General features: G+C 64.6%; 27 protein-coding genes and 1 pseudogene. 5 read left to right on the top strand and 23 right to left on the bottom strand.

The genetic code is table 11. The features are described 5' to 3' along the window. Window positions 1-21: 21 nt before the first annotated feature. The 3 genes from BJ994_RS01540 to BJ994_RS01530 are packed head-to-tail and all read right to left on the bottom strand — an operon-like array spanning window position 22 to window position 1,946. Window positions 22-834, bottom strand: coding sequence for an OmpA/MotB family protein (locus BJ994_RS01540; RefSeq protein ID WP_167990719.1), 813 nt, complete (start codon window positions 832-834; stop codon window positions 22-24). After that, on the bottom strand, window positions 831-1,652 hold the full coding sequence (locus BJ994_RS01535) for a motility protein A (RefSeq protein WP_167990717.1): 822 nt from the start codon (window positions 1,650-1,652) through the stop codon (window positions 831-833). The genes BJ994_RS01540 and BJ994_RS01535 overlap by 4 nt, the downstream gene beginning before the upstream one ends. After that, complete coding sequence (locus tag BJ994_RS01530) at window positions 1,653-1,946, bottom strand: flagellar FlbD family protein (protein ID WP_167990714.1); 294 nt, start codon at window positions 1,944-1,946, stop codon at window positions 1,653-1,655. It abuts the gene before it with no gap. A 146-nt stretch (window positions 1,947-2,092) separates the two neighbouring features. Here BJ994_RS01530 and BJ994_RS01525 point away from each other — a divergent pair, with 146 nt between their 5' ends. Beyond that, window positions 2,093-2,947 (top strand): AraC family transcriptional regulator, encoded by an 855-nt coding sequence (locus BJ994_RS01525; RefSeq protein ID WP_167990712.1) that lies wholly within the window; start codon window positions 2,093-2,095, stop codon window positions 2,945-2,947. A 944-nt stretch (window positions 2,948-3,891) separates the two neighbouring features. Further along, on the top strand, window positions 3,892-4,245 hold the full coding sequence (locus tag BJ994_RS01520; RefSeq protein WP_167990710.1) for an iron chaperone: 354 nt from the start codon (window positions 3,892-3,894) through the stop codon (window positions 4,243-4,245). 385 nt (window positions 4,246-4,630) lie between these two features. Here the strand turns inward: BJ994_RS01520 and BJ994_RS18515 are convergent. Beyond that, window positions 4,631-5,042: pseudogene (locus tag BJ994_RS18515) on the bottom strand (IS30 family transposase); the annotation flags it as partial. 273 nt (window positions 5,043-5,315) lie between these two features. On the opposite strand from BJ994_RS18515, the gene BJ994_RS01510 reads away from it, so the two are divergent. Further along, entirely contained in the window at window positions 5,316-7,064 is a 1,749-nt protein-coding gene (locus BJ994_RS01510) for an HNH endonuclease signature motif containing protein (RefSeq protein WP_167990707.1), read from the top strand. A gap of 275 nt (window positions 7,065-7,339) precedes the next feature. On the opposite strand, the gene BJ994_RS01505 is transcribed toward BJ994_RS01510, so the two are convergent. The 19 genes from BJ994_RS01505 to BJ994_RS01415 all read right to left on the bottom strand — a co-directional run bounded on the left by BJ994_RS01505 (window position 7,340) and on the right by BJ994_RS01415 (window position 23,069). Further along, window positions 7,340-7,642, bottom strand: coding sequence for a hypothetical protein (locus tag BJ994_RS01505; protein ID WP_167990706.1), 303 nt, complete (start codon window positions 7,640-7,642; stop codon window positions 7,340-7,342). A 48-nt stretch (window positions 7,643-7,690) separates the two neighbouring features. Then, the gene (locus BJ994_RS01500; protein WP_167990705.1) at window positions 7,691-8,044 is read right to left on the bottom strand and encodes a hypothetical protein; all 354 of its coding nucleotides are present in this window, start codon (window positions 8,042-8,044) and stop codon (window positions 7,691-7,693) included. 242 nt (window positions 8,045-8,286) lie between these two features. Further along, window positions 8,287-9,462 carry a flagellar hook protein FlgE gene (locus BJ994_RS01495; protein WP_167990704.1) on the bottom strand — a complete coding sequence of 392 codons (1,176 nt, stop codon included), beginning with the start codon at window positions 9,460-9,462 and terminating at the stop codon, window positions 8,287-8,289. 23 nt (window positions 9,463-9,485) lie between these two features. Then, window positions 9,486-9,929, bottom strand: a complete 444-nt coding sequence (locus BJ994_RS01490) for a flagellar hook assembly protein FlgD (protein ID WP_167990703.1) — start codon at window positions 9,927-9,929, stop codon at window positions 9,486-9,488. A gap of 15 nt (window positions 9,930-9,944) precedes the next feature. Continuing rightward, window positions 9,945-11,633, bottom strand: a complete 1,689-nt coding sequence (locus tag BJ994_RS01485) for a flagellar hook-length control protein FliK (RefSeq protein ID WP_167990700.1) — start codon at window positions 11,631-11,633, stop codon at window positions 9,945-9,947. After that, window positions 11,630-12,355 (bottom strand): C40 family peptidase, encoded by a 726-nt coding sequence (locus BJ994_RS01480; protein ID WP_167990698.1) that lies wholly within the window; start codon window positions 12,353-12,355, stop codon window positions 11,630-11,632. The genes BJ994_RS01485 and BJ994_RS01480 overlap by 4 nt, the downstream gene beginning before the upstream one ends. After that, window positions 12,342-12,767, bottom strand: a complete 426-nt coding sequence (locus BJ994_RS01475) for a flagellar FliJ family protein (RefSeq protein ID WP_167990695.1) — start codon at window positions 12,765-12,767, stop codon at window positions 12,342-12,344. The genes BJ994_RS01480 and BJ994_RS01475 overlap by 14 nt, the downstream gene beginning before the upstream one ends. Continuing rightward, entirely contained in the window at window positions 12,764-14,137 is a 1,374-nt protein-coding gene (locus tag BJ994_RS01470) for a FliI/YscN family ATPase (protein ID WP_425339397.1), read from the bottom strand. The genes BJ994_RS01475 and BJ994_RS01470 overlap by 4 nt, the downstream gene beginning before the upstream one ends. Window positions 14,138-14,142: 5 nt before the next feature. Then, window positions 14,143-14,814, bottom strand: a complete 672-nt coding sequence (locus tag BJ994_RS01465; protein ID WP_167990693.1) for a FliH/SctL family protein — start codon at window positions 14,812-14,814, stop codon at window positions 14,143-14,145. Further along, on the bottom strand, window positions 14,804-15,904 hold the full coding sequence (fliG, locus tag BJ994_RS01460; protein ID WP_167990688.1) for a flagellar motor switch protein FliG: 1,101 nt from the start codon (window positions 15,902-15,904) through the stop codon (window positions 14,804-14,806). The genes BJ994_RS01465 and fliG overlap by 11 nt, the downstream gene beginning before the upstream one ends. Further along, window positions 15,901-17,493 carry a flagellar basal-body MS-ring/collar protein FliF gene (fliF, locus tag BJ994_RS01455; protein WP_342450215.1) on the bottom strand — a complete coding sequence of 531 codons (1,593 nt, stop codon included), beginning with the start codon at window positions 17,491-17,493 and terminating at the stop codon, window positions 15,901-15,903. The genes fliG and fliF overlap by 4 nt, the downstream gene beginning before the upstream one ends. An 11-nt stretch (window positions 17,494-17,504) precedes the next feature. After that, entirely contained in the window at window positions 17,505-17,798 is a 294-nt protein-coding gene (gene fliE, locus BJ994_RS01450; RefSeq protein ID WP_167990681.1) for a flagellar hook-basal body complex protein FliE, read from the bottom strand. Between the two features lies 1 nt (window position 17,799). Continuing rightward, the gene (locus BJ994_RS01445) at window positions 17,800-18,192 is read right to left on the bottom strand and encodes a flagellar basal body rod protein FlgC (RefSeq protein ID WP_167990678.1); all 393 of its coding nucleotides are present in this window, start codon (window positions 18,190-18,192) and stop codon (window positions 17,800-17,802) included. Further along, on the bottom strand, window positions 18,192-18,533 hold the full coding sequence (locus tag BJ994_RS01440; protein ID WP_167990676.1) for a flagellar basal body protein: 342 nt from the start codon (window positions 18,531-18,533) through the stop codon (window positions 18,192-18,194). Before BJ994_RS01440 ends, BJ994_RS01445 begins: the two co-directional genes overlap by 1 nt. Before the next feature lie 158 nt (window positions 18,534-18,691). Next, window positions 18,692-18,997 (bottom strand): hypothetical protein, encoded by a 306-nt coding sequence (locus tag BJ994_RS01435; protein WP_167990675.1) that lies wholly within the window; start codon window positions 18,995-18,997, stop codon window positions 18,692-18,694. After that, window positions 18,984-19,424, bottom strand: a complete 441-nt coding sequence (fliS, locus tag BJ994_RS01430) for a flagellar export chaperone FliS (RefSeq protein ID WP_167990674.1) — start codon at window positions 19,422-19,424, stop codon at window positions 18,984-18,986. The genes BJ994_RS01435 and fliS overlap by 14 nt, the downstream gene beginning before the upstream one ends. Further along, window positions 19,421-20,809, bottom strand: a complete 1,389-nt coding sequence (fliD, locus tag BJ994_RS01425; RefSeq protein ID WP_167990673.1) for a flagellar filament capping protein FliD — start codon at window positions 20,807-20,809, stop codon at window positions 19,421-19,423. The genes fliS and fliD overlap by 4 nt, the downstream gene beginning before the upstream one ends. A 167-nt stretch (window positions 20,810-20,976) precedes the next feature. After that, a complete protein-coding gene (locus tag BJ994_RS01420) occupies window positions 20,977-22,152 on the bottom strand; it encodes a flagellin N-terminal helical domain-containing protein (protein ID WP_167990672.1) in 1,176 nt (391 codons plus the stop codon). Between the two features lie 107 nt (window positions 22,153-22,259). After that, entirely contained in the window at window positions 22,260-23,069 is an 810-nt protein-coding gene (locus tag BJ994_RS01415) for a sigma-70 family RNA polymerase sigma factor (protein ID WP_167990671.1), read from the bottom strand. Between the two features lie 216 nt (window positions 23,070-23,285). On the opposite strand from BJ994_RS01415, the gene BJ994_RS01410 reads away from it, so the two are divergent. Further along, window positions 23,286-23,771, top strand: coding sequence for a flagellar protein FlgN (locus BJ994_RS01410; protein WP_167990670.1), 486 nt, complete (start codon window positions 23,286-23,288; stop codon window positions 23,769-23,771). Beyond that, window positions 23,768-25,168 (top strand): flagellar hook-associated protein FlgK, encoded by a 1,401-nt coding sequence (gene flgK, locus BJ994_RS01405; RefSeq protein ID WP_167990669.1) that lies wholly within the window; start codon window positions 23,768-23,770, stop codon window positions 25,166-25,168. The genes BJ994_RS01410 and flgK overlap by 4 nt, the downstream gene beginning before the upstream one ends.

The raw sequence follows: 25,168 nt of genomic DNA, 5'->3' as shown, positions 1-25,168 counted from the left end.
TTCTGCCCCACATCTGAGAAGCTACGGCGTTTCCCCGACAAGCTCGGGAATCAGCGCGCGCACGTTTTCGGGCTGGTTGGACAGCGCTACGATGTCTACGCGCCGGTTCAGCTGCAGCTCCTCCTCGGTCATGCCGGAGGCAAGCGGCCGCGACTCGCCGAACCCGACGGCGGCGGCCCGGTTCGGCTGCAGGCCGGACTTGCCGACCAGGTGCCTGACGACATTTACGGAACGCTCCGTGGACAGCTCCCAGTCGAGCGGTTCGGGCGATCCGTCGGGAAGTTTTGCTGTGTGGCCTTCGACGGAGACCTTGTATTCAGTAGGCGTGAGCGCAGGCCCGATGATGTCCAGCACGTCGACGGTCTGCGGTGTCAGTACCGCGCTGTCGGGCAGGAAGAACGTCTTCGAGCTGACCAATCGGACGGTGAGTCCGCGTTCGTCGATCTCGTAGCGGACGGCGTCCTGCAGGTTCTTCTCCGTAAGGCCGGCGTCGATTTTCTCCTGCAGTGCCTGCAGGTTCTCGACCTCGATCATCGCTAGATCCAGGTCGGTCAGCTCCGCGGCCGGCCCTTCCTCGTTCACGCGTTCTGGGGGAACCACGATGCCCTCAGCGGTATCCACTGCGGCCACTTCGACGGCACCGAACCCGGTCGCGAGCGAGTTGCGCAGTTGCTCGAACTTCTTCTGATCCACCGTGGACATCGCGAACAGGACAATGAACATGCACATCAGCACGGTGACCATGTCCATGTACGAGGCCATCCAGCGTTCGTCGGGATGTTCCTCGCCCTCGTCAGCAGAACGACGACGACGGCGCCCTGGCCGCGGGCTCATGCCGCTTTCGCGGCGGGCGGCTGATCCGCCTTCCCGCTCTTGGCTTTGTCTTTCGCCTTGGACTTCGAACGCGCGTGGTCCGGAACCATGGCGAGCAACCGTTCGCTGAGCAGGCGCGGCTGACTTCCGGCCTGGACGGCGAGGATACCCTCCATGAGGAGGTTCATGCGGTCGGCTTCGAGGTCGGAGAGCCGCTTGAGACGGGTGCCGATCGGCAACCAGAGGAAGTTCGCGGAGAGCAGGCCCCAGAGTGTGGCGACGAACGCCGTCGCAATCATGGGCCCGAGCGTGTCCGGGCTGGAAAGGTTCTCGAGGACGTGGGTCAGCGAGACGACGGTTCCGATAATGCCGATGGTCGGCGCGTATCCGCCCATACTCATGAAGAACTTCGAGGCTGTGCGGTCTGACTGCTGTTTGGTGTGGATTTCGTCTTCGAGGAGGGTGCGCAGTTCTTCGGAGTCGGTGCCGTCAGCAACGTTCTGCAGGGCATTGCGCAGGAACGGGTCCTTGACGTTAGTGGCTTCCTGCTCCAGGGCGAGAAGGCCTTCGCTGCGGGCCTTCTCTGCGAACCCGACCACGCTGTCGATGACCTGCTGCGGTGGGGTTGGCTTGCCGATGAACGCGCGGGGCAGGGCCTTCACCGCGATGATGAAGTCCTTCAGTGTTCCACCCGCTATTCCGACGGCGATTGTCGCGCCGAACACCAGGACCATGGGAGCCGGCAACAGGATGGCCTCGACGTGCGCGCCCTCGAGTTTGATCATCGCGAAAAGCGCCCCGAACGCTACAACGAGGCCGATGATTGTGGCCGGATCCATCTACTGCCTCCCGGGCCGCAGCGGGACGGCGGCCGTCGTCGTCGTCGTTCCTGGTCCCGGCACGAGACCGAGTGCGCGCGGGGTTTCAGTGCCCGTGGGGAGGTCGCGGGCGAGTCGGATGATTTCCGCGCGGTAGGACGCGATCATCCCGATGACCTGCTCCATTGATTCCCGCACCACGAACTGGGCTCCGTCCACCAGTACCAGCGTGGTGTCCGGGCTGGCGTGGATCCTCTCGATGAGGTCGGGGTTCACCGCGAACTGGCTGTCATTGAGCCGGGTGACAACGATCATGGGCACGTCCTGGGCAGTTTGGATAAGGCCCCTGATGGCCTCACCCTTTACTGTCGGACGGCAGCGCCTTTTTGTAAGCGTTGGAGGATTTGTTCGGGCAAGGATTGTCGGGTGTCCGGTGGTGCAGCCCCGGTAGCGTGATTGATATGCAGGAATGGAACCGGGCGATTGAGCTCATCGAAGCGGATCTGACGACGACGATCGACGTCTGCGCGCTGGCGCGGGTTGCCCTCACTTCGGAATATCACTTCCGGCGCATGTTTGCTTCGCTGGCCGGCATGCCCCTGTCGGAATACATACGACGACGGCGGCTCACGGCGGCGACCGCTGAGATTCTTGCCGGTGACCCGGTATTGGATGTGGCCATTCGCTACGGGTATGGGTCCGCTGAGGCTTTCGCCCGGGCGTTCAAGACTATGCACGGGCTGACGCCGTCCGAGGCGCGGAGCCCTGGAGCCGTACTGCATTCCCAGCCCCAGTTGAGATTTCATCTTCGAGTTGAAGGGAGAAGCAATATGAAACACCGCATCGTCGACAAGGAAGCCTTCCGGCTGATCGGAGTTCGGACGCGTGTAGGGCTCGTATACGAGGGGCCAAACCCGGATATTGAGGCATTCGAGCGGAGCCTTGACCCTTCGGTTCGGTTGCGGCTGGCGGAGCTATCGGATGTTGACCCGGCCGGATCCCTCGCTGTGACGGACAACATAGAGGAACCGGGTACAGAGGGCAGCGTGTTGGATTACTGGCGGGCTGTCGCGAGTTCACAACCGGCGCCGGACGGATTCGAGTCGCAGGAGGTTCCGGCCGGTATGTGGGTGGTGTTCGAGGCCGAAGGGAAGTTCCCGGAAGCCCTTCAGCATCTCTGGGCCAACGCCGCCACCGAGTGGTTCCCGGCCAACCCCTACCGGTGGGCGCCCGGGCCGCAGCTGCTGAGCGTGCAACCAGAGCCCGACGGCGCGAGCGGCCGCGGGCAGTTGTGGTTGCCGATTGAGGCGGCTTAGTTCCTCCGGCGGGTAGCCTCGTGCCGACACGAAGCGCTCAAGTCCCAACAAGGAATCGGCGGGTGGCGCGGTGGGGATCGCTTCCGACCAGGACCGAAATAATTTCCACTTGAGCTTCCTTCTGCTTAGACCCCTCCAGGGGGCAAGCTAGGGGCATGCCACATTCATTGAGTGGGCGGTACCCACACCCGTTCCAGATTTGGATAGGAATCATCGTGGGGGTTTGCGTGGTCATCCCACCTCTATTGCGGCTGGAGGAGGAGGGATGGACGAGGATCAACATATTTTTCGTTGTCGTAGGTTCAGGGATAACAGCAGTATGGGTTGTACTTGCCGTGATGCGAGTGCGTGTGAGTCGGCATGAGACCAAGACGAGCATTACTGGATCTGCATCCGATGGGATTAGTCCTTCGGAATGACGGCACGATCACTCATCCCAGCCAACTACTGCCGACAGGCACGGTGGGGGATCCCTCAACGTTCGTTTTCGAGATTGAGCATCTGATTCGACAGTCTGCCTGCCGCCTCGCTCCCGCTTCGCCAAGAGCCACAACGGGAAAGTAATCAGGATAGCGGAAGAGCGGAAGCAGCCCAACGACTCCAACGTGCAGTTAGCGTGAGTAGTACGCCGATGAGGGGAGCAAGATGACGCCGACACTACCCACAATCTTGAAGCGTCGTACCTGCGGTCCCTCGGTCTTCACCATAGGCAAAAATGTAGACCCTGACCTAAAAGCAGGGGAAGCCTCGGGCGCCGAACCCTCAGGAGGCATGGCAACAAATTGGTGGTCTTCGACCCCAAGCCCATCCGCAAACGGATGCATGGGTTCGGAGTATGCGCAGGTGATTCGGCCCTGCCCGAGCGCGGCCAGCACCGCACCGGACGCCATGCGACGATGAGGCCCGTTGTTGAGGGACGAACCCCCTTGCTGAACAATGGTCGAATGACATTCTCCGACCACGACGCGTACATCGCTGCGGCTCCGCAACGGTTCTGCCCACTGCTGGCCACGTTGCGTGCCCAGCTCGCGCGCACCCTGCCAGACGCGGAGGAAGTCATTCAATACAACATGCCGGGGTTCAGGATCGGGCGATCAATCGTCGCCAGTTACGCCGCCTTCAGCAAGCAATGCGGCCTTTACCTCTCCCCCGGAGCCATTACCGCTCATACCAATGAGATCGCCGCCGCCGGGCTGAATGCCACCAAGACTGGCATCACATTTCCGGCGAGCAATCCCATCCCCGCCGACCTCGTCGAGAGGCTGGCGCTGACATCGCGGAAGGACCTCGGGCTGTAACCCGGGATTGCCATGCCAAAACGTAGTGTCGCCCGGGATCGCCCTTTGACGATCCCTCAGCGGGAATCAGTCATCGCTGCGGAAGCGTGCCTTGCGCTCGTCCTGCTGCGCTTTTCGGTTGATGGGGAGTACTGTGCCTGCCCCTATAGCCCCCCTTTCCCATAATGCAGAACGCCAACCCATCCGAGGAGCTGGTAGACGAAGAAGCATCACTACTAGAAAGAGGACCCAGAACCCGCACTTGCTGCCTTGCTCATGCCTCATCCTAAGGACCACGGGTAGTCCAGAAAGTGACGCCGTCTCCAAGCACGTTTGCGGATCCTCCTGGAACAGCGGTAGCGGACGTGGACGGTTCGAAAAGCGGCTGAAGAAGTCGCCCAGTCAAGTTGGTGTTCTCGTTCGTGCTGCGCTGCCAAGGACTGCGTCTGTCGCAGAAGTAGATGCAGGCCCAGTTCGGCCGTGAGCTCCTGATGCTCGGCCAGTTCCCTGCCTCGACCTCAGGTCAGCGACAGGCGTTGTTCGAGCGGCAGCTCGCCGAAGCTTGAGGGTAGGTTCACCAGGCGAACGTACCTGGCCTTCCGATCAACGAGCGTTGCGTCAGCTGAAGGGCGAGAACCCATCACAAGGTCACCTTCCAAATGACCGATCTCGGTTTGATCTTCGATATGGGTTGGCCGGTGGTGGATGGACACCATGTTCTTCAAACTCCCGCGCTTACTCGCTCGTGGGGCCCTTGGCACTCGCATCGTTCGCTTCGACCGCAGATGCCATGCTTCCGGCGGTGCCGAGAGAGCTCGCCGAGTAGGCTGCCCATAACCACCCGAAGTCCCGGCCGAGCCGCGTGCTGTTCATTCCGACCACGCTATGGCTAACGCGTGACCCCGCAACGGAAGCGGGTGTTTCGAGCGCGCCTCGGGGTGGTCGCGCTTCCTGTTGTGTGAGGACGTTAACGGTCGGAGCGCCTCTGGGCGGACCTTCGGATTGCTCACCATTCGGGTGTTCGCTGTGGGCATAATCTGGTCGCTCTTATCGGGCCGATTTCTGTCAGTGGCAGGTGATGGACTGAAGTCATGAACGGATCAGCGACAGCAGAAGCCGGTTCCCCTGCCGGGGAAGCAAGTGGGACTACCTGCGCATGCCCGCGCGATGCCGCTTGTGATGGTCTGTCCTGCCTCGGTCCGCGGTTTGATGAGAACAGGTTCGATTCAGGCCGTTCTGCGGATTTCGAGGGCGGTTCCTCGGCTGAGGATGAGCGCGAACGTGTGGAGGCCGCTGGTCCGAAGGCGTTGGTCGCGATGCTCACGGATGAGAATCCGTGGTTGCAGGGCCTACCGGACGCACTGGACCTGATACGGGCTGCTGACCGGCTCACCTCGTGGGCTGCCGCGCAGTCAGCGGCATTGCTTGCCCAGGTGTTCCATCAGATGCACGGGGACGAGGTCTTCCGGACCGGGTTGGACCGCCCCGGGACGGGCTTCACGTTAGCCGCCCAGGAGATCGCACCCTTGTTGCGGGTACCGGGCCGGACGGCGCAGCAGATGCTCAGTGAAGCGCTCACCCTGTGTGAGGATCTACCGGCCACCTGGGAAGCCCTCGAATCCGGGACTCTCAGCCCCGTCCAAGCCCAGGTGATCGTGCAGGAATCCGGGTCCATCCCAACCGAGGCGATGCCAGGGTACGAGGAGGAAGTCCTGGACACCGCCACCGGATTGACCCGTCCCAAACTGGCACAACGGTGCCGACGGTTACGTGAGGAACTGCATCCGGAATCGATCATCGAACGCCGCAAACGGGCCGTGAAAGACCGGGACGTCGCCATCCAGCCCGAGCAGGACGGTATGGCCTGGCTCGGCGCGTACCTGCCCGCGGAACAAGCGCACGGGATTTTCAACCGGGTCAACGCCGCAGCCCGCTCCCTGCAAAGCCCGGAGGAACCCCGCACCCTCAACCAACTCCGTGCGGACGTCTTCACCGACGTCCTCACCCACACCTGCACCGGGGACCCGAAGAACGGCACCGGCCACCGCGGCATCAACGCGAACGTATACATCACCGTCCCCGTCATGACCCTCCTCGGACACCGCAAACCCAACTGGCAGAACGCCACCGACAGCGGTGTCGGAGGATCGAGCACAGGAACTGGCGACAACGACCCAGATCCCGTCAGCGTAGGAGCAGGAAACCTCGATACCGTTGGCGACCACCGCCGCGGCGTCCATGCGAATGGTTCCAGTTGGGACGCTGCGGATCCGGTTAAGAATGGTTCGAACGGTTCAGACGCGTCCGGTACTGGTCCGGGTGCTGATTTCGGCCCTGACTTGAACGGCCCGTACTCGAACTGTGCTGTTCCCGGTGCCGGTATGCGTGCCGGCGCCCCTGACCTGGACGGGTGCGCGAATGGCCTGCTGGACGGTTACGGGCCCATCGACCCGGAAACCGCCCGCAACCTCGCAGCCCACGCACCCAGCTTCACCAGAATCCTCGTCCACCCCGAAACCGGTGCCGTCCTCAGCGTCGGCCGGGACAGATACCGCCCACCCAAACACCTCCAGGACTGGGTACGGATCACCCACCCAACCTGCATCCACCCCGGCTGCAACCGATCCGCCTGGACCTCAGAAATCGACCACACCACCCCCTGGGCCCACGGCGGCAACACCGAACTCAGCAACCTCGCGCCCCGATGCAAACTCCACCACACACTCAAAACCGAAGGCATCTGGGCAGACACCCAAACAACCCCATCCGGAGCAATGCACATCACCTCACTCGCCGGCAAAACCTACACCACCCTCCCCGAACCACCACCACCCTTCTAGAGAACGAGTAGCCAGGCTGGGGCCAAATGGGACGAGAAGCGTCTTCAGTAATGCGCTTCGTCCTGTCTCAATGCCCCGCCGATACGGACAAGGGGCTAGGTGAGCGTTGAGTCATGTTCACGCTCCGTGCAACTGGCAGACCTTCACCCGTTGACCACCGGCACCGCGTCAACACCTGCCAGCTGATCAGGTGGTTATCACCGGGCGCTGACCAGTTGTGATGATCCGACTGCCGCGTCCCGCCTGGAACACGACAGGCACATGCTCGCGATCAGCTAGTGAAGGTCCGGGCCGGCGTCGTCGTCCTCGTCTGGGGCGCCCAACGCCTGCAGCCGCTTGTCCCAGTACTTCATCACCAGCGCGGCTGACACCAGCGCCGCAGAGAACGGCAGCAAGGCAACGCTGCCAATCGCGGACAGCCTCGTCAGAAAGAAGAAGAACCCGTTCGACGCTTGGAAGGAGACGGCACCATATTGGAGGAGCAGATAGTCACCGACGAGCAGGACGAGAAGCCCTAAAACTCCCAACGCAATTCCGACGGTCAACGTCCGTTTGTGGAGCCGTGCGGCGTCGTTCACGAAATTTCCCCTATTTCTACTCATACCCACGCGTCAGTACGACAAGCGTCAGACCCGCGCTGGCTCCGTCGACTTCCTAGTCTTCTCAAACATCGAACCAGTGAGCGCGAACAACAGCGGAACAGTCAACATCACCGGTCCCTGTCCTTCGACACCACTGGTCCAGTCCGTGGCCACTGACCAGTCCGTGGCCGCCGCAACGATTCCCACGATAGAGCCGATAGCGAAAAACCAGATGCCCTCCATCAACCGTGCCGGCCCGAGGCCCACTCTGCGAGCAACGACAGCGCCGCAGCCTACGACCGTCGCTATCGCCCACCAGAGCAGGAACAGGTCAGCAAGCTCCTCGGAACGGGCAAATCCCTCCCGGCCTCGGTTGAGGGAATACAGCGACGCAACCATAACGACGACAAGAGCCAAAAACGCCGCATTCAATGCCTTGCGTCCAGAACTTAGCCTCTGATGCGTCATCATTTACTCCGATTCCCCGCAATTGGGCCGATGCTGACGCCCCCATTCGTCCCGGCGCACAAGCAATCGACGGCTTAAGTTCCTTCAGCCTTACGTCTGCGGCTCACTTCGTCAGCCCTGGAGAGCCCCCAACGCCCGAACGTTACTGAACGGTAATGCCGTAGACGGCGTAGCTAGCGCTTCAGGTTCGACAGCTCCTGCAGCACCTCATCCGACGTCGTGATGATGCGCGCATTCGCCTGGAAGCCGCGCTGCGCCACGATCAGATTGGTGAACTCCTGCGACAGATCAACATTGGACATCTCAAGCATCCCGCCCGCCAGCGATCCCAGACCGTCTTCGCCCGCGGCGCCTACCGCGGCATCGCCGGAGTTTTCAGTTACCCGGTACGAGGACGATCCTGCCTTCTCCAGACCCGCGGGGTTCACGAAGCCAGCCAGTGCAATCTGGCCCAACGGCTGCCTGCCGCCGTTGCTGAAGGAACCGATCAGCGTCCCATCCTCGGACAGGCTGAAGGACTCCAGCGTCCCCGCGGGCCGACCGTTCTGCGACTCGATCGACACTGTGGACAGCTCGGCGTACCCGGTGAGCGCACTCAGGTCGACGCCGATACCGCCAAGTGCCAGGGTCCCTCCACCGGTCAGGTTGCCGCTCGCGTCGAAGGTGATCGCCCCGGTGCCGGTGGCACCGCCGCCGTCGTTACCCGCTACATCCCAACCCGCCGCGGTCTTCGTGAAGGTGAGCGCCAGGGTGCGTGGATCGCCGCCGCCGTCGTACACCTCAATGTCCTGCACCAGGGAAGTTCCAACGGCCGCGTCGGAGGGCAGATTGCCCGTCACGACTGCAGCGTTGGTGGCCGCCGCAGGCGAGACAGCATCGCGCGGCACCGTGATGTCGCCGACGGCGGCACCCGGGTTGATCTGCCCGTTCACCGCCGACCGGCCCTGCACAATGCCACCGTCCGGGGAAACGAGGCGACCATCGGCGTCGAACTCGAAAGCACCTGCACGGGTGTAGAGCGTCTCGTTGCCGGAGCGGGTGATGAAAAAGCCGTCGCCTGCAACCATCATGTCCGTGGCCCGGCCGGTGGCCTGCGCCGAACCCTGCGCGAAGTTGGTCGAGATCCCGGCAACCTGCACACCGAGACCAACCTGCGCCGGGTTGGTGCCGCCAACAGCTGCCTGCGGCCCGCCCGCCCCCTGCGTCAGCTGGGAAAGGGTGTCCTGGAACTGTGTGGAGGATGACTTGAAGCCCGCGGTGTTCACATTGGCGATGTTGTTGCCGGTGACATCGAGCATGGTCTGGTGCGAACGGAGACCGGAGATTCCGGAGTACAGAGAGCGAAGCATGAGGAACGCCTTTCGGAGCGAGGTTAGACGAGAGTTTGAGGTTCGACGGGAAGCGTGTCGCCAACGATTCCGGCAATGGCATCGAGCGCTATCGCCTCACCGTCGACGGTCACGATCGGGACAGGCCCGGCGTAGGAGACGGCGGTCGCGGTGCCGGTGAGGGTCTCGCCGCCGTCGTCGAGGTAGCTGACCTCACGGTCAATCAGGTCCGCGGCAGCCGAACGCATACCGAGGAAAAACCCCTCCTCAGTGAGGGAGGCGACCTCGTTCATCTTCTCCATCATCGCCAGCTGGGTGGTCTGGGCGATCATGGCATTGGTGTCCATGGGCGAACTCGGGTCCTGGTTCCGCAGCTGGCTGACCAGCAGCGACATGAACACCTCGCCGTCCATCGACTGCTTCGGCGAACGCTCCGCGGCCCCGGGTTGAAAGCTGGGAGGAGCGGCGCTGACGGGATCAACGGGCATGGGAGTTTCCTTTCGTCAGGCCAACAGGTCGATGGTTGAGGTCGAGTGCCACGTTCGCACCGTCCGTTCTGGTTGGGGTTCGTCGGGCTGTGCAGGACTGGCCGGCTGGTGGCGGAGGTCGAAGTCGCGGCGTTCACGGCCGCCGTCGGCGCCGTCTGATCCGGTGTCGGTGTCCGCATTCTGCGACGAAACGTCCACGGTCGCGGAAGCAGCACCCCCGAATTCCCGTCGCAGTTCGGGCAAGACGGCCTTGAGCGCTTCACGCCCGGCCTCGTTCGGGGCGAACAGTTCCACGCGCATTCCGTCATGCGTCACGAACGCTTTCACCGTGACCGGACCAAGGTTCTCCGGCGCCACCTGGACTGTGATCGCGTATTCCCCCGGCGCGACCTGGGCGAGCGAGAATGCAGGCTTCAGGATCTGCCCGGCCAGGGACGGGTACGACGACGGCGCCGCCCCCTGCGCGGGTCGCGCACCTTCCGCCGGCGTGGGCGCGGCCTCGGAAGACACCTTCGCGATGAGCGCTGCGACCTGAGGACCGGCCGGCTTTACCTCCACGTGAGCAGGCGCGGCGCTAGCGGGGTTCGGCGGTACGTGTGCTTCTGCCGGTCCCGCGGTCGTACTCGCTGGAGGCGCGACCTGTTGGTCGGTTGGGTTCAGAGCTCCGCCCGGCGAACCCTGAGCTGAAGCCGCTGAACTGGAGGATGCTGGCGACGCCGCGGACACGGCCGGAGTGCTGGACAAGGAACCGGTACCCGTTGCGGCAGCAGTAGCGGCAGCACCGGTACCGGCGCCGGTGCCTAACGCGCCGTTACCGGTCGCGTTGGCTGGCAGGCGGCGACCGGAAGCGGGGACGCCGTTACCGGTCGCGGTCGCCTTGGCTGGCAGGCGGCCGGACGCCGTTCCAGTGTTGGACACATTGTTGGATGTGGACGGGATGCCCACAGCACCCGCGCTGCCGGGCGGCGCGCTTCCGGATGCAATAGCGGTACCGGACACAGACTCGGTGCCGGACGCCGGTTTGGTGCCAGACGCTGCCGCACCCGACGAAGACTGGTCAAGCGCAGCAAGCTCGCTGGCCGCAGGCGAAGTGCCGGGTGGTGTTGGCGCACCGGCGGGTCCGACCGCAGAAGTTCCGTTCGTGAACCTACCCTGCTGCACTACCTGAGCACCGGAGGACGCACGGTTCACAGCGCCCGACCCCGCTGCGCTGGCCTGAAGCGGGTGAGAACCATCAGCGTCCGAAGTCGCGGCGCTCCCGGTCGGCGCCGCAGCCCCGGGCTGGGCACCCGTAAGAGCTCCGTCGGCACCGAGCGCGTTGCGACCGTTGGAAGCCGCCGCCCCTGCCGAATCATCCGACCCAGCCGAACCAGACGTCGAAACCGCACCCGGCGCATGAGCATCGGAACGGTCCCGCGCGGATTCCAACGAAGTACCCACCTCGGAGTGCATCGAAGCGCCGGCCGGCGCTGCGTCGTCCGCCTTACCGGCAGCACGGCGCGCAGCAGCATCCGCCTCATCACGGTTCCCAGCTGATGAGGCGGGTTCGCGCTCGGGGCGGATGCCGCCGTCGTCGTGCAGGTGGTCACGCTGCCCAACGTGCGCCGCAAACGTTTCCCCGAAAGTGTCCCCGAGCGTGCCCGGCTTCGTAGCAGCGAGAACCGGCGTCTTGGCAAGCGAACCGGCTACCGGCGCCGACATCATGGCGTGCCGCCAGTGACGAGTGCGGCCTGTGCGGCGGCAGCAAGGGCTGCGGCGTCATCGGCCGGGAGTATACGGCGGATGGCTGTGACATTGGCATCGGTCTCCCAGGCGTCGCGAACGGCAATCGTGTCACCTGGCTGCGGCGCATCGATCGCCTTGCCGTTGCCAAGATAGATGGACACGTGGCCGCCGTCGAAGCTGAAGAGCAGGTCACCCGGCCGGGCATCAGCCATCGATGCAACAGCCGTGCCCTCCTTCATCTGATCCCACGTCACCCGCGGCAGCTCAATGCCGATATCCCGGAACGCGCGTTGCACGAAACCCGAACAGTCCAGCCCGACGGCGGGGTCCGTCCCGCCCCAGACATACGGCAGGCCTTCGTACTTCATGGCAGCGTCGATCAGCTTCTGCGCGCCGGCGCCTGGACTTTCGGATGCATCCGGCACGAGCGCGGCGATCGCCCCCGCAAGATCCGGAGCGGCGCCGAGGCCGGGAGCCGCGGGCAAACCGGAAGCAGAGCCCAAGCCGGCACCGGTCCCGTTCAGAATCTCTGCGAGACCAGTGACCGGAGCGGCGGAGGCACGCGGGGAGGCCGTTGCAGCCTGCGCCGCGAGCGCTTCCGCGAAAGCCGCACCGGAGTTGCCTGACCGAACCGGCGTTGTGAGCTGGGTGAGCGTGGACTGGATCTGCTGGACCCGCCCCACGGTGTCAGTGAGCGTCATTGTTCCCCCGGGTACGTGATGCGAGTTCGTCGAGTGTCTTCTGTTCGGTGCGCAAGTCCTCCGCCGAGACCTCGGCCGCGTGTCGTTCTTTGAGCTTCTCGAGCCCGATCGTTTGAGTGCGCGCGGCGTTGAACGCCTCCTGGGCGCGGGTTGCCTCGGAACGGAGACCGTCCTCTACGGCGGCGAGCTCCGTCAGCATCCCCCGGGCAGCGGACCGTGCGGCCGCGATGGCGTGGAGTGCGGCTGTGTCGGCGATGTGTGCAGTGCTGCCGTCGAGTGCCACGAGGGCCTGCCGTCGTCGTGCGCTGCTTTCACGCAGGCGGCCGTTCGCTGCCGCGAGGTCCGCGGCCGCCTGGTCCTGGTTGACCTGACGCAATCGGAGGAGGCCGGCGAGCGGGAAGCGGCGGTTCACTGCAACACCCCGCTGTTCGCAACGACTCGGTTGAGGCGGTCCCAGGACTGCACGGAGGGGCTCTGCTCAGCCATGCCCTGCTGGAGGAATGAATTGATCGCGTCCTCGTGCTCCAGGGCGGCATCGACCAGGCGGTTGGTGCCTTTCTGGTACGCCCCGACGTCGATCAGGTCCTGCGCCTTGCGCCGCGCGGCGAGCATTTTGCGCAACGCCGACGCCGTTTTGGCCTGCTCAGGCGAAGTCACCCGGGAGGCCACCCGGGACACGGAAGCGAGCGGATCGATTGAGGGGAAATGGCCAGCGACGGCGAGCACACGGTCCAGCACCACGTGACCGTCGAGGATGGAGCGGGCGGTGTCGGCAATTGGCTCGTTGTGGTCATCGCCGTCCACCAGCACCGTATAGATGCCGGTTACAGATCCGGTGGCGCCGGTACCCGCGCGCTCCAACAACTGGGCGAGCAGCGAAAACGTCGACGGCGGGTACCCACGGGTTGCGGGCGGCTCCCCGACGGACAGGCCAATCTCGCGCTGCGCCATCGCAACCCGGGTGAGCGAATCCATCATCAGCATGACGTCTCTGCCTTCGTCGCGGAACGATTCGGCGATGCGTGTGGCCACGAACGCGGCGCGCATCCGCATCAGCGCGGGCTCGTCCGACGTGGACACCACCACGATCGAACGGGCGAGGCCCTCCGCGCCGAGATCGTCCTCGAGAAACTCTCGCACCTCGCGGCCGCGCTCCCCCACCAGCGCAATCACCGAAACGGCGGCATCCGTACCGCGGGCAATCATCGACAGCAGCGACGACTTCCCCACACCGGATCCCGCGAACAGACCCATGCGCTGACCCTTCCCGACCGTGGTCAGAGTGTCCATCGCCCGCACGCCCAGCTGGAGCGGTTCGGTGATGCGCGTGCGCTGGAGTGCCGGCGGCGAGACATTGTCGAGCGGGACAGCGCCAAGCCCGACGCCGGTGCCTCCTGTGAGCGGCCCTTTCCCGTCGATCGGCTCGCCCATGCCGTTCAGCACCCGCCCCAGCAGGCCGCGTCCGGTTGGCACGGTGAAGCGCTTGCCTGTGGCACGAACTGGCGTCCCGGCACGGATGCCCGTGAGCGATCCAAGGGGCATGCAGCGCACACCCGTCCGCGACGTCGCGACCACTTCGGCCGGGACACCGGCGGCACCGCCCACCGTCACCAGGTCTCCGATCGCGGCATCCAGCCCGACGGCGTCGACCCCCAGCCCCACAATTGACTGCACCATGCCAAGCCGCTCGGGCGCCGCCGCAGCCTTCGCGGCGCCGAGCCGCTCTGCGAGCCCTTCCGGGAGTTGTTCAGGGAGGCGTTCAGGGAGCCGTTCAGCAAACACTGTTCTCACCAGCGCGCTCCGTTTCCAGAACTTTCGTGCACCTCTGGCGAGTTCCACGACGGCGAAGCCGCCTCAGCTGCACGAAAGTTCCCGAGGAGCGCTTCCTTTGCCCGCTGCAGCGCGGTGCCGATCCGCGCGTCGAGGTAGTTCTCGTTCGTCTCGGTCATGGCGTCCCCGCGGGCCAGCGACACATCCGGCACCAGTTCGACACCGGCGGGATGCTCCACCCCGGAAAGCTCGGCAAGATCCAGCGGGTTCAAGCGAACCCTCAACGCGGCACCGGTATCCACCCCCGAGAGGGCGCGGCTCACGGCAGCCCGCGGTGCTGTGCTACCCCGCTCGAGTTCGACGCCGATGATCGCCTCAGCCAGTTCGAATGCCGCCGCCGCCAGCGCGTTCATGGACGCCGCCGACGACGCCGCGAGGCGCCCGTTCAACGCATGGGTGGCCGCGCCCAGGGTGACCAATACGCGCTCGAGCCGGCGGGCGGCGTCGTCGTTCATCGCCTGAAATTCAGTCTCAAGGACCATCCGGCGCTGGGCCAGTTCAGCCTGTGCGGCGCGCATGCCCTCCGCATACCCGGCCGCGTGCCCCTTCGCGACGCCGGCCTCGCGGACCTTGTTCGCGTCCGGGCTGGCGAGAACGGGGTATGAGGCGTGAGCGAAGTCAGTAGACATACTCGTCCTCCTCGCTGCGCTGGATGGTGATGGTGCCCTGCGCCTCCAGATCCCGGATTGCGCGCACCACCTCGGCGCGGGCCTCCTCCACCTGGGAGACTCGGACCGGCCCTGCCGCGCTGATTTCGTCGTCGAGCAGTTCCCGGTTGCGTTCGGAGACGTTGGTGCGGATCATCTCCGTCACCGCCTCCGAGGCCCCCTTCATCGCCAGTGCCAGCACAGCGGCGTCGATTCCGCGCAGCACCAACTGAATGTCGCGCCGTTCCAGGTTCACGATGTCGGCGAAGGTGAGCATCCGGGCGCGAACCTCTTCGGCGAGGTCCGGGTCGCGCTGTTCGAGGCTGTCGAGCAACGCTCGCTCGGTCGCGACATCGGACCGGTTGATGATGTCCACCAGCGGCTGGATCCCACCGATCACTGCGGAGGACTGATGCGGCGACGCCACGGCCCCGGCGCGCACCTTCAGGTTCTCGGCGACCACGCTGACAGCTTCCGGTGTTGCCGAACCCATGGTCGCGATGCACTGCGCGACATCGGTCCGCAGCGGATGATCCAGCCCCGCCAACACCGCTGAGGCATGCTCCGGCCGCAGATGCGCCAACACCAGCGCAATGGTCTGCGGCAGTTCGCCCCCGAGCAGCGTTTCAACCTGCGCAGGCTCCACCGACTCAAGGAACTCGAAGGACTTCCCAGCCATGGAGGATGCAAGCCGGTCCATCACCCCGGCTGCGCGCTCCGCCCCGAAGGACGATTCGAGGAGACCGATTGCCACCTCGCGCCCGCCACGAGGACGACGACGGCCGCTCACCGTGAGCTCATGAAATTCGGTGAGTGCCTGCTCGGCAACAGCAGCGTCAACACGTCTAAGGCGGACGATTTCCGCCGCGATCTCCTCGGCCTCGGAATCGCTGAACTGCTTGAGGACTTCCGAAGCACGCTCCTGGTCCATCTGCATCAGTACCATGGCGGCCTTCTGCGTTCCGGTCAGCTGTGCTTTGTTGAGCTGTGCTCCAGGCTGCGGCGCACCAGGCTGTTGGGCACCACCCTGCTGCGCTTTGGCTTGCGGCCCCGCGGTCAGCTGCTCGGTCATACCGGCTGCCTGTCATCCATGAGGCTGCGCAGGTATTCCGCCGTCTTGGCCGGATCCCGCTGGGCCATCGCCTCAATATCCGCCCGCTTGCGGTTGATGTCCGTCTCCGGTGCTTCGATTCCGGCCAGGGGCATGGAGCTGATTGCCGTGGTCGCCGGTTCGGGAGCCGGGAGGGCCGCGGCTGCTCCCCCGCCGCCGAGCGCGGGATGCACTTCCTGCAGTTCCCCGAGGTCCAACGGCTCGCGGCGCTGGCGGCGGGAACGCCGGGCGTAGATGATCAGCCCGATAATCAGGACAATCAGCACCCCAAGCACGATCATCCCGGTCTGCAGCAGTTGCGCCCGCTGCTCCGCCTGCCGGGCCTCCTCCGCTGCCGCGAGGGCTTCGGCCGCTTCTGCGGCGCCGGCCGTGTTGAACGGGACCAGCTCAACGGTGACCTCGTCTCCGCGGTCGGCGTTGATCCCGGCCGCGCTGGCAACCAGCGCGGTGAGGTCGGCGACGTTGAGGCCTGCCGCTGCGGCGTCGTCAATAGCCACTGACACTGTCTGACGCGTGATGTCACCCGCTGGAATGATCCGGGATTCGGTGACCTTGTTAACCGCGTTGTTCCGCGTGGTTTCCTCGGAGGAGAACGTTCCCTGCCCGGCCCCGCCCTCCGGTACGGCGATGTTGTCCGGCCCAAGCACTCCCGCGCCCGGGCCGCCGGCACCCTCGTACTCTTCGGTGGTGGTTGACTCGTTGAGCGCCGGAGCGTCCTCGGGGGTGGTGAAGGTTTCCTCGACGCGCTCGGCGGATTCGTAGTTCATGTCGGCCGCGACGGCGACTGTCGCATTGCCCGGCCCAACCACGCGGTCCAGCATCGACTGCACGGAGGCGGTGATGCGGGTCTCGTAGTCGGAGGCCTGCTGATCCGCCGATCCCGCAGCGCCAACACCCACGGCCGAGAGGACGTTGCCTTCTGAATCGATCACCGCCACGTTTGCCGGATCCATGCCGTCGATCGAGGCGCTGGTGAGATGGGTGACGGCCTGGACCTGCTCGGTGGTCAGCGTGACACCGGCATCGGTCTCGATGAAGACCGATGCCGTGGGCTCGCCCTCCTCGGACACGAAGACCGTTTCCTCCGGAATGGCCAGCCGGACGGTTGCGGTCTTGACGCCGTCGAGCGCTGATACCGTCGCCGCCAGCTCACCCTCGAGCGCGCGCTTATACGTGGTGGACTGCTGGAACTCCGAGGACGTCACGCCCATGTCGTCCAGGAGACTGTAACCGCCTGTTGAAGCGCTCGGCAGGCCGGCGGCCGCGGACTTGAGCCGCTGGTCGTACACCTGGGCTTCGGGAACCAGGATGGTGGCACCGCCGTCGGCCAGTTCGTAGGGAACGCCGTCGGTTTGCAACTGCTCGACGATCGCGCTGGCGTCCTCACCACCCAGCCCCGAGTACAGCGGGCTGAACGCCGGCTTGCTGGCCCACGTGACGAGGGCCGCGGTACCGAGCACCAGCACCGCGATACCGATCAGCGCAATGGTCCGCTGCGCAACGGTGAAGCCGCGTACGGTTGTGCCCAGCCGCGCGAAGGCGGAGTTCATGGCCCGGGGCATCAGGCCTGCATCCTCATGATCTCGTTGAACGCGTCAACGCCCTTGTTGCGGACCGCGGCTACGAGTTCAAGGGTGACCTGGGCACGGGTGGAAGCGAGGGTCGCGTTGTGGATGTCCGAGAGGTTTCCGGTGACGGCCTGAACAGACAGCTCGTTCGACGCCGACTGCAGCGACACCAGATTGTCGACTGCGCCCGTCAGCGCGGTGGCGAAACCTTCGTCCGTGCCCTGAGGCCGCTGGACCTGCGGAAGGTACCCGGTTGCGCTTACTGCCTGGACGGCTTCGATGGGCATATTAGTTGCGTCCAATCTGCAGTGCGGCTTCGTAGGTGGTTTTGGCGCGGTCGACGACGGCGGCGTTCGCCTGGTAGCCGCGCTGCGCCATGATCAGGTAACCCATCTGGGCTGACATGTCGATGTCCGGGTAGCGGACGTAACCGTCCTCGTCCGCTAGGGGGTGGTCCGGCTGGTGCACGAGCCGGCCTTCCTCGTCGCCGAACTCGGCGCCTGCAACGTACACCCCGCTCGTACCCTCCCCCTCCTGGGCGAGGACAAAGCGTTCCTGGAATGCGGCGCCGTCGGTCGCTGTCGCGTTGTTGGCGTTGGCCAGGTTGTCCGCGACGGCGTCGAGCCACTTGCGGTGGACTGTCAACCCGGTTCCGGCAATGCCGATTGCGTCGAAGGTCATCAGGTTGTCCTCATCGCTGTGCGCACGCTGCTGAAAGTGCCCTCTACCGCCCGGGCCGCGAACTGGTAGCGCAGGACCGTGTCGATATTGGAGAGGGTCTCGGTGTCGAGATTTACGTTGCTGCCGTTGAGCCGCGTGGGTTCGAGGGAACGGTCCATGGACGCTTTCACGACGCCGTCCCCGTTGGCTACCGATCGGGCGAGGACGTCTTCGAAACTGACTCGCTGCGCCTGGAATCCGGGCGTGTTCACATTGGCGATGTTGTTCGCGATGGCGCGTTGTCGCAGCGACAGCGCATCGAGTGCGCTGGTCAGCGCCATGGTCGTCACGGATTCAAACACAGCAGAACAACCCCTTCATACCGACAGGTGCGTGCGGCCGATCCATGGCCCTGGGACGAGCGATCCGTGCTCAGAATTCCCTATCGGACGGGTTTCGGGATGCGTTAGTTGTTCGCTGCAACTTCCATGAAGCGTTCTTGCAATGGGGTGGCGCAGTATCAGGCGGAGACGTCCAGGTACGCTGACCGTTTCGCGGAACCGGTGCGCCCCGCCGCAGCGTTGACGGCGCCGAGCAGGTCTGCCTGGGCGCGGGCCGAGGTCAGGGAGGCCCGGAGCCGGTTCTCGGCCTCCACCTGCAGTTCCCGTACATACCGCGCACGGCCGATCAATCCGAACGGAATCGGTCCGAAGGTTGCCGGAGCAGACCAATCAAGGCCCGACGACGACGGCGCAACGGTCCCGGCAGCAAGCGCTGCGGCCTCGAGCTCATCCAGAATGGCGGCCCAGCGCTCAACCGACTCCAAGGGTCCCGGTCCCGGTCGTCGCGGGTTGTGCGGGCAGGGACTCCGCGGCTTCGTGCCACGCGGTCCGGATGGGTTCGAGGAGTTCCACGCATTCACGGGTGCGGTCTATGCTGCGGCCGATGTTGGCCTGGATCAGCGCAGTCATGACGTAGGCGTACAGGGACTTCAACCCCTCTGCGCCGTCCCACTCGTCGGTCTTCAGTGACGCGGTCAGTTCACCGAGGATCGCCTGTGCGTGCAGCAGCTGCTCCGACGCTTCCGCCCACTCGCCCTTCTCCTGCGCAGCCGCTGCACGTGCCAGATCGAGCATGAGCCGGTCATAGAGCATGGTCAGGAGACGGACCGGGCTGGCCGAGAGAACGGAGTTTCGCGCGTATTCGTTAGCGGCCGAGGAACGCAGCGCCGAGCTGCCGTAGGTCAGGGTCATTTGTCATTGCCTCCTATGGTCGGCAGGTTGCCCAGTTGTGAGGAAAGCCATTCGCCTTGGGATTGCAGGGATTGCAACTGCACTTCGAGCGACGACCAGGTCCTTTCTAACGTGGCCCGGCGCGTTTCGAGTCGACGGTCCCAGTCGAGAATCTCGTCATTCAGATTGCCGACACTGCGCTCCTGACTCTGGATGCGGAGGGTAAGACTGCCGTCGAACTTGTCGGACTGCTCGGTCGCCGATTCAGCGACGCGCCCCGCGATGGTCTGCAGCACATGAGCCACTCGTGCAGGGTCCTCAGCCATTGCCTGGTCAAACTTTTCGGCGTCGAATTCAACGGAGCCGTCACGGGTGATGCTGATTCCAATTTCAGAAGGCGACCGCCCGTCCACCGGTCCTGTTGCGGCGTCAAGAATGCGGCGCTCAACATCCCGCACGGCGCTGTCGCTGGTGAAAACGCCGCCGGCGGCAGCATCCTCACCGGGCGCTGATGGTGTGACGGTGGAGTTGGCCGAAATGAAGGACAGCACGCCGGTAAGGCCGGACACAAGGTCCCTGGCCACCCTTTGGGACGCGGCCTCATCCCGGGCTACCGTCACCGTCACGGGTTCCGTGGAAACTGCCTTGGCGGTTACATCGACACCGGGCAGCAGTGAGCTGAACGTGTTCGACGACGACGTCACGGCCTGCGCTGCCGCCGTTCCCGCCCAGAGGGTCACCTGGGCGTCCTGAGCAGTACGGACATGTGCGGCGCCCGGCTCGGCGAGCAGGTCTGTGGCTGTGCCGGCCGTGACATCCGCGGCCGATCCGCGGTGGACGGTGAAGGCTCCGTCTACGCCGGATTCAGCTGCGCTGAGCTGCAGCCGGAAGAGAGGTTCGCCGGTAGTGGGGTCCGTCCCGGCGGAAACCTTCAGTGCGGTGACACCGGATTCGGAATCGTTGATTGCGGTGACGATGTCATCGAGCGACGCCGAGGCTGGGGATACCTCGGTGGCGGTGCCGTCAGACGCGGTAATGGTGAGGGTGGCGGGGTTACCCGGCCATGTGGTCATGGCCGCAGTGACGGAAACCTGGCGCTGTGCCAGACGGTCGACGGTGAAGTCGAGGGAACCTGCGCGTGCGGTGCTGGAGGCTTTGGCGGTGAGGTCCTCGGAGTTTGTGCTGGCCGTGTAAAGGCTCAGTGCGTCGGGCTTCGCGGTCTTCCCGGCCAGCTCACCGAGCGATGCAAGCCTGGTGTTGAGCTGTTGCAGCCCGGAGATCAGAACCTCCGTAGCGCTGACCTTGTTCTTGATGAGGGTCTGCGGGCGGGCTTCCAGCTGCATGAGCTGGTTGATCATGGTGGTCGTGTCGAGTCCGCTGGCGATGCCGTCAATGGAGAAGGCCATGTCCGGCTCCTTTCGGTTCAGCGGTCAGGATGGGTAAGAACAGGTTGGTCAGGTGAGGTGCTGAAGGTATGCCTGACGGCACAGGGTGTGAGGTCCAAGTCAGTTTCCCGTGCCGCCAGACAGTTTTACCTTCAGTTCAAGCGGAAATCTTGTCTCGTGACAGAGATTTAGCCGAGGAGCTGAAGGACACCCTGGTTCATCTGGTTGGCCTGCGCCAGCATTGCGGTACCGGCCTGGGAAAGGATGCTTGACCGGGTGAAGTTGGACATCTCCTTTGCCATGTCGGTGTCGCGGATGCGGGACTCTGCAGCGGACAGGTTCTCAGCCGAGACGTTGAGCGAGTTGATCGTCGACTCGAACCGGTTCTGCACAGCACCGAGCTCAGCGCGGGCGGTGGAGATTGTCTTGATTTGCTCATCAATCATTTCAATGGACGCCTGTGCGTTGGCGGCATTGTCAAAGTTGAGCCCTCCGGTGACCGAAGTTCCTTCAGCCCCGGCACCGAGGCCCGCTCCAGCGGTGGCGTTGTCAGCAGTCGTCAGCGTCCCGCCATTGAGCGCGGTCACCACGATGCCAACTCCGGCTCCGTTTGCGTCAGTCTCAACTGCGACGCTGAAGTTTGCAGCAAATGCAGCATCCTCCCGCAGTGCGGCAGCGTAATCCTCGACGCTATCGAAGGACGCTGCGGCACCCAGGGCACCGGTGGTGACGGTTGTCGCCACGCCGTCCTTCGACGTTGTAAACGAAGCAGGACCAGCAAGATCAGCGACGTCAGCGATCGCGAAGCTTGTGCCCGTAGTGGTCAGGTCACCACCGGTGAGGGTATTTGCAACGGCCTGCACGTTGGCCGAGCCCAGGTTGATGGTGATCTGGTTGTTAACGTTGCCTTCGGCACCAACCTGGAACGCCATGCTGGTGGTGGAACCATTGAGCAGCTGGTTGCCGTTGAAGTTGGTGGTCTTCGCCATGCGGTCCAGCTCAGCGGCCAGGCCCGCAACCTCCGTGCTGATCGCTGCACGCGACTCCTCATTGTTCGAGTCGTTGCCCGCCTGAACCGCGAGGTCACGCATACGCTGCAGAATGGCATGTGTTTCACTCAGCGCACCTTCAGCGGTCTGGATGACTCCGATGCCGTCCTGTGCGTTACGGGCTGCAACGCCCAGGCCGTTGACCTGCGAACGCAGACCTTCAGCGAGGGCCAGGCCGGCGGCGTCATCCGCTGCGCGGTTGATCCGAAGACCGCTGGAAAGCTTCTCCAGGGACTTGGACATGTCGTTCTGCGTGTTGGACAGATTGCGGTAGGCATTCATGGCCGACACGTTGGTGTTGATCTGGAAACCCATTGTGATACTCCTCCGTGAGTGGGTCTAATTCACTGGCCCATCCATGGGCCTGCACAGAAGAGCTATCGGACGAAGGAGCCTGGCCGTTAGCAACCCGGGAGGATTTATTACGACGCCGCCGGGTCCAGCAGGCGGGCAGCGCGCGTGATACCGCCCATCGTCTGGTCCGCCAGTGTTGCCAGGTAGGCCGTACGACGGTTCGGCGAGACGCGGGACTGCGGCGTGTAGGCGGCGTCGGGCTCGTCGGAGTAGTGGGTGGCGAGGCCGTCCTGCATCAGGCGGATGGCCTCGGAACGCTGCTGCGACACGGCCGAGTGGGTTGAGCCCAGTTCCTCGGCGAGGTCCTTGACAGAACGGTCCTCGAAATAGATCTGCTCGATGATGTAGCGCATCTTCTCCGGCAGCGAGGCAACGGAGGCGCGCAGGTAGGCGATTCGCTCTGCCGCGAGAGTTGCGGTTTCCGGGGTCTCATCGCGGGAGACAATGAAGTCCGCCACGTTGTCATCGAGGGAGCTGACCGTGCGGGACGCGTCTGCGAGTGCAGCGTCCGCGGTAGCGCGGTCCACGCCCATGGCTGCGGCGAGTTCGTCCGTGGTGGGCGGGCGGAGCAGTGCGCCGGTCAGCGTCTCCTGGACAGCGAGGGCTTCCCGGATACGCTTGCGGGCCGAACGCGGGGCCCAGTCGTTGGACCGCAGCTCATCGGCAAAAGCTCCGGTGATGCGACGCCTGGCATAGGCCCCGAAGGGCACGCCTAGACTGGGATCGTATGACTCGGCGGAGGTGATCAGCGCGAGCGCACCAACCGATGCCAGGTCATCACGCGAGAGGTGCGTAGCCTTGGCGCAGAGTTCGGACACCAGATAACCGACCAGTGGCAGATTGTTTACAACGATCTGGTCACGCTCAACTTTATTCATTAACAGTTCCCCAACTGAATATGTACGAGAGCCGCTTCAGGCGCATAACGGGTGCAAAAACTGTGCGAATCCTGAGGAATCGTACGAGAATTACCCCAAGACGCCGCATTTGCTAAGCGACATTAGGTGCAACGTATCACTAACGCCGGGCTTTGCAATGCCGATAGTGAAAACGGATTGTCTTTTCGGCACATCCGAACAGGAAGGGTGGCCGGGATGGGAGCGCACGAACTCTCTGCCCTGCTGTGGCAGGAACGTGAACTACTGGAGTTGCTGGTGTTCAAGCTGGAGGAGGAGCAACTGCTCCTGACCGCCGGCCGCACCCGCTGGCTGCAGCATGCCACCCGCGAGGTTGAGCAGGTTTTGGAACGCCTACGCAGCGCAGGCCTGGCCCGCACTGTTGAGGTTTCCGCCCTGGCCAAGGAGTGGGGCACCTCAGAAGACGCCACACTGCGTGAGCTGACAACCCATGCCGCCAACGGTCCGTGGGATGAGATTCTCGCATCGCACCTCAAGGCAATGACCGAGCTGACCGCCGAGATCAAGGAACTTCGAGACGCGAACCAGCAGTACCTGCGCGCCGCTGCACGGTCCACCCAGGAGACACTCGCCGGGCTCAACCCGGATGCCGGAACCTACACGTCGTCCGGCCGGTCGGACTCCCCGGCTGATACCTCGCACATCGTGGATAGGGACCTATGAGCACGTTCAGTGGACTCAACACCGCCTACACCGGACTGGTTGCGGCGAGCCGGGGGCTCGACGTCGTCGGCCAGAACATCGCGAACGCCAACACCGACGGCTACACCCGGCAGCGCGTCGATACGTCAGCTGCCCACGCGGTGCGCGCGGGGATGTTCTCCGGGCCGGTCCGCCCGGGCCAGGGCGTCTTCGTCGACGGGATTGCACGGCTCGGTGACGCGCACCTGGACGCGCGGGTACGCGTTACCGGTGCGGCGTCCGGGTTTGCTACGACCCGGGCAGAGGCACTCGCCGCCCTGGAGACCACGCTCAATGAACCCGGCGAGAACGGCATCTCCGCCGGGCTCGGCGAGTTCTGGGCTTCCTGGCAGAACCTCGCCAACAACACCGGCAAAGTATCTTCCGCCACCGTAGTCCTCGACGCCGCCGGAGTGCTCAGCAACCGGATCGCTACCGGTTACCGCGAAACGCAGGCCCAGTGGGGTTCACTTCGCCGAAGCACCGAGGCAATGGTGGCCGAGGTCAACAGCGCCGCAGTCCGCATCGCTGAACTCAACGTCGCCATCCGCACGACGACGGCGGCCGGCACCTCCGCGAACGAGCTGATCGACCAGCGCGCACAGCTTGCGGCCTCGGTGGCGTCACTGGCCGGCGGCACCGTCCGGGATGCCGGGGACGGCACCATCGATGTCCTGATCGGCGGGAATGCACTGGTGTCCGGGGACACCGCACGGCCGCTGCAAGTGGCCGGTGCGCGTGGACTCGAAGGTGCGGCGGCCGACGTCGTGCGCGTTGAATGGGCGCACCGCCCCGGCGTACCGGCGGCGCTCGACGGCGGCGAGATCGCAGGCGCCCTCACCATGCTCGCGGCGACGGGGGCCATCGCCGAGGCGGCGGGGTTCTACAACACGTTTGCGCAGGACCTTGCGAGCCAGGTCAATGCCGTCCACCGGACCGGAGCGACTGCCGACGGCCGCACGGGGCTGGACTTCTTCACGGTTTTCGGCGATCCGGCGGCGCTGAATCTGGGCGTTGTACCGGGCGGTGAGGAGGACATCGCTGCGGCCAGTCCGGGAGCGGGAGCGCTGGACGGGAGCATCGCCGACGCGGTGGCGGGCCTCGGCGCCGGTGCTGCCTCCCCCGACTCCGCCTGGACCGCTTTCGTCACTGAGCTGGGCTCTGAAACCCAGACCACGCTGAAGGCGGCGACGCTCGCCGGGCTGGCGGCGTCGTCGGCCGTTGAACGACAGTTGTCAGGCTCCGCGGTGAGCATGGACGAGGAGCAGCTGAACCTGCTGACCTTCCAGCACGCATACCAGGGTGCGGCGCGCGTGATGACGGCCGTGGACCAGATGCTCGACACCCTGATCAACCGAACCGGAATTGTAGGAAGGTAG

Source organism: Arthrobacter pigmenti (assembly GCF_011927905.1).
GTDB lineage: Bacteria > Actinomycetota > Actinomycetes > Actinomycetales > Micrococcaceae > Arthrobacter_D > Arthrobacter_D pigmenti.
Note: the sequence above shows the minus strand (reverse complement) of the source record. Positions and strands in the feature narration are given on the sequence as shown.

Bases quoted from the DNA above. Each gene is read 5' to 3' on its own strand.
- BJ994_RS01540 (WP_167990719.1), bottom strand. From the start codon at position 834: ATGAGCCCGCGGCCAGGGCGCCGTCGTCGTCGTTCTGCTGACGAGGGC.
- BJ994_RS01535 (WP_167990717.1), bottom strand. From the start codon at position 1,652: ATGGATCCGGCCACAATCATCGGCCTCGTTGTAGCGTTCGGGGCGCTT.
- BJ994_RS01530 (WP_167990714.1), bottom strand. From the start codon at position 1,946: ATGATCGTTGTCACCCGGCTCAATGACAGCCAGTTCGCGGTGAACCCC.
- BJ994_RS01525 (WP_167990712.1), top strand. From the start codon at position 2,093: ATGCAGGAATGGAACCGGGCGATTGAGCTCATCGAAGCGGATCTGACG.
- BJ994_RS01520 (WP_167990710.1), top strand. From the start codon at position 3,892: ATGACATTCTCCGACCACGACGCGTACATCGCTGCGGCTCCGCAACGG.
- BJ994_RS01510 (WP_167990707.1), top strand. From the start codon at position 5,316: ATGAACGGATCAGCGACAGCAGAAGCCGGTTCCCCTGCCGGGGAAGCA.
- BJ994_RS01500 (WP_167990705.1), bottom strand. From the start codon at position 8,044: ATGGTTGCGTCGCTGTATTCCCTCAACCGAGGCCGGGAGGGATTTGCC.
- BJ994_RS01495 (WP_167990704.1), bottom strand. From the start codon at position 9,462: ATGCTTCGCTCTCTGTACTCCGGAATCTCCGGTCTCCGTTCGCACCAG.
- BJ994_RS01490 (WP_167990703.1), bottom strand. From the start codon at position 9,929: ATGCCCGTTGATCCCGTCAGCGCCGCTCCTCCCAGCTTTCAACCCGGG.
- BJ994_RS01485 (WP_167990700.1), bottom strand. From the start codon at position 11,633: ATGATGTCGGCGCCGGTAGCCGGTTCGCTTGCCAAGACGCCGGTTCTC.
- BJ994_RS01480 (WP_167990698.1), bottom strand. From the start codon at position 12,355: ATGACGCTCACTGACACCGTGGGGCGGGTCCAGCAGATCCAGTCCACG.
- BJ994_RS01465 (WP_167990693.1), bottom strand. From the start codon at position 14,814: ATGTCTACTGACTTCGCTCACGCCTCATACCCCGTTCTCGCCAGCCCG.
- fliG (WP_167990688.1), bottom strand. From the start codon at position 15,904: ATGACCGAGCAGCTGACCGCGGGGCCGCAAGCCAAAGCGCAGCAGGGT.
- fliF (WP_342450215.1), bottom strand. From the start codon at position 17,493: ATGAACTCCGCCTTCGCGCGGCTGGGCACAACCGTACGCGGCTTCACC.
- fliE (WP_167990681.1), bottom strand. From the start codon at position 17,798: ATGCCCATCGAAGCCGTCCAGGCAGTAAGCGCAACCGGGTACCTTCCG.
- BJ994_RS01445 (WP_167990678.1), bottom strand. From the start codon at position 18,192: ATGACCTTCGACGCAATCGGCATTGCCGGAACCGGGTTGACAGTCCAC.
- fliS (WP_167990674.1), bottom strand. From the start codon at position 19,424: ATGACCCTGACCTACGGCAGCTCGGCGCTGCGTTCCTCGGCCGCTAAC.
- fliD (WP_167990673.1), bottom strand. From the start codon at position 20,809: ATGGCCTTCTCCATTGACGGCATCGCCAGCGGACTCGACACGACCACC.
- BJ994_RS01420 (WP_167990672.1), bottom strand. From the start codon at position 22,152: ATGGGTTTCCAGATCAACACCAACGTGTCGGCCATGAATGCCTACCGC.
- BJ994_RS01415 (WP_167990671.1), bottom strand. From the start codon at position 23,069: ATGAATAAAGTTGAGCGTGACCAGATCGTTGTAAACAATCTGCCACTG.
- BJ994_RS01410 (WP_167990670.1), top strand. From the start codon at position 23,286: ATGGGAGCGCACGAACTCTCTGCCCTGCTGTGGCAGGAACGTGAACTA.
- flgK (WP_167990669.1), top strand. From the start codon at position 23,768: ATGAGCACGTTCAGTGGACTCAACACCGCCTACACCGGACTGGTTGCG.